The organism is bacterium, from assembly GCA_026398675.1.
GTDB lineage: Bacteria > RBG-13-66-14 > RBG-13-66-14 > RBG-13-66-14 > RBG-13-66-14 > RBG-13-66-14.
Map to the genome: position 1 here is coordinate 1 of JAPLSK010000008.1, position 2,368 is coordinate 2,368.

The following is a 2,368-nucleotide window of genomic DNA, read 5'->3' on the forward strand; positions in this document are numbered from 1 at the left end:
CGACAACGGGGTCGGGAACGACACCCCGGCGGTGCGTTGGCTCTGCGGCGAGGACCTTGCGATCGGGGCTATTCGCAGCCTGAAGAACCCTCCGCTTTACAACCAACCCGACCGGATGAGCAGCGCCTTCTATTGGTGCACTGATGTGGGCAGCGCGATTGTCCACATGGACAGCGGGGTGGGAAACAAGGCCGCCTATCTTCTGGTCGACGGGGAGAGCTTCAACGGATACACGGTTTCGCCCCTGAGCGGGGGGATGGGGGCGGTGGCCGACCTTTTCTACGAGGTTCAGACCAACCTCTTGACCTCCGCCGGCGACTACCAGGACCTTTACGACTGCCTCCAGCAGGCCGCGGTGAACATTGGCCTTTCCGCCGCCGACCGCCAGGAGTTGAAGGATGCCTGCGACGCGACCGAGATGAATCAGCAGCCGACCATCTGCCCGGCTCCCGAGGCCCCCGTCTGCGACAGCGGCTCTCCCGTCAACGTCTTCTTCGACAATCTGGAAAACACCGCCAGCGGCAACTGGACTCACTCCGCGGCCGTCGGTTCCGACGGTTGGTTTTACCCGCAAAACTCTCATGGCGTCCCGGGAATGGATATGACCTACGCCACGAGCGGCGCGTATAACTTCTGGGGATTCGAATACGCGACCCAGGCGGATTATTCCATGTCCATGACTTCCAGCATAGCCATTCCCGCGAACGCTTATCTGCGGTTCAACCATGCCTTTGAATTTGAAATATACGATGCGTATTATTGCGACGGAGGAGTGGTGGAATACAGCACCGACGGGGGAACCAGTTGGAACGACGCCGGTTCCCTCTTCACCCATAACGGGTATACCGGCGCCCTCACCACTGAGTCCGATAACCCTCTGGGAGGCTCTACTGCCTTCGTGGGGTCGAGCAACGGCTATATTTCCAGCCGACTCAACCTGAGCTCGCTGGCCGGGCAGAATGTGCGCTTCCGTTTCCGCCTCGCTACCGACACCGGGGGGAATAGCTACGGTTGGTTCATCGACGATATCCGCATCTACACGTGCGGGGCGGCGCCCACCCCCACCGCGAGACCCCCGACCCCGACCGCCGCGCCGCCCACGCCCACGCCGCGGATCGCCACGCCCACGCCGCGGATCGCCACGCCGACGCCTCCGGGGGCGGTCCCGACGCCCACGGCGGTGTCGACCGGACCGGGCAGCGGCTACCTCGGCGACGCGGACGGCAACCGCTTCGTGAACGTGGCGGACTTCACCGTGACGCGCAACAACTATTACAAGGACTACACCTGCATCCCGGTGGAGACGTGCGGCGGCCTCGGCGACGCCGACCGCAACAACTTCGTGAACGTGGCGGATTTCACTGTGACCCGCAACAACTATTACTTTGACTATACGGGCTTGCCGCCCTACTGCACGACGAGCACCGCCTGCGGGAAGGCGCCCGCGCTCGCCGTTTTTGCGGGCCGGGAGGCGCCGACCATGACTCTCAATCCCGTCGCCGCGGCGGTGGCCCCGGGCGCTCAGCAAACCGTGGCGGTCGGGGTCGACACGGCGGGAGCGGCCGCGCGCTCCGCCGGCGCCCGTCTCGCCTTCGACCCGGCGATTCTCCAGGTCGTCTCCGTCGTTGTCGACAGCTCCGCCTGGAACGACCAGCGGGTCGAGCAATACAGCAATGCGGAAGGCTGGATCAACGGCGCCTCGCCGGTGAGCTTCAGCGGCAACCCGCTGATCACCAACATCAACGACGCCGACGGCAACCCCATCTTCGGCCGGCCGGCGGCGAGCGGGATGCTGACGGTGGCGGGGGCCGCGCTGGGCGGCGGGTATACCCCGGGCGATTACAACGGGGACGGCACCGCCGATATCGCCGTCTACCGGGGGAGCACCGGGTTGTGGACGGTCAAGGGCGTCACCCGGGTCTACGTTGAATCCGGGGCTATCCCCGTGCCGGCCGACTACGACGGGGACCGGAAGGCCGACATCGCCGTTTTCAAGGAGACGATGTGGGCGGTGCGCGACGTCACTCGGGTCTTCTTCGGGTCGAGCGGGACCGACCTGCCGGTCCCGGCCGATTTCAACGGAGACGGCAGTTGCGATTACGGGGTCTTCAAAACCGACGGCCAATGGGCGGTCAAAGACATCACCCGGACCTATCTCGGCACCGCGGGGGATATCCCGGTGACAAGATAAGACGTAAGGCAGAAGGAAGGAGCGGGAACTGGAAAGTAGATTGTTCCGTCATAAGATGCGACGCATCCGCGTCGCATCTTACGCGGAACAATCTAAGAAAAAATCGCCTGCGATAGCATCAATGTGAGAGCAGCCTTTGCTTGCATCCCGAATTCTTCTTCGGGACCGGCCGTGATC

At 63.9% G+C, this 2,368-nt stretch carries 1 protein-coding gene; it reads left to right on the forward strand.

All coding sequences use genetic code 11. The features are described 5' to 3' along the window. Window positions 1-2,191: M4 family metallopeptidase (locus NTW26_00085; protein MCX7020671.1), on the forward strand; the 2,191-nt coding region annotated here is incomplete at its 5' end. Between the last annotated feature and the right edge of the window lie 177 nt (window positions 2,192-2,368).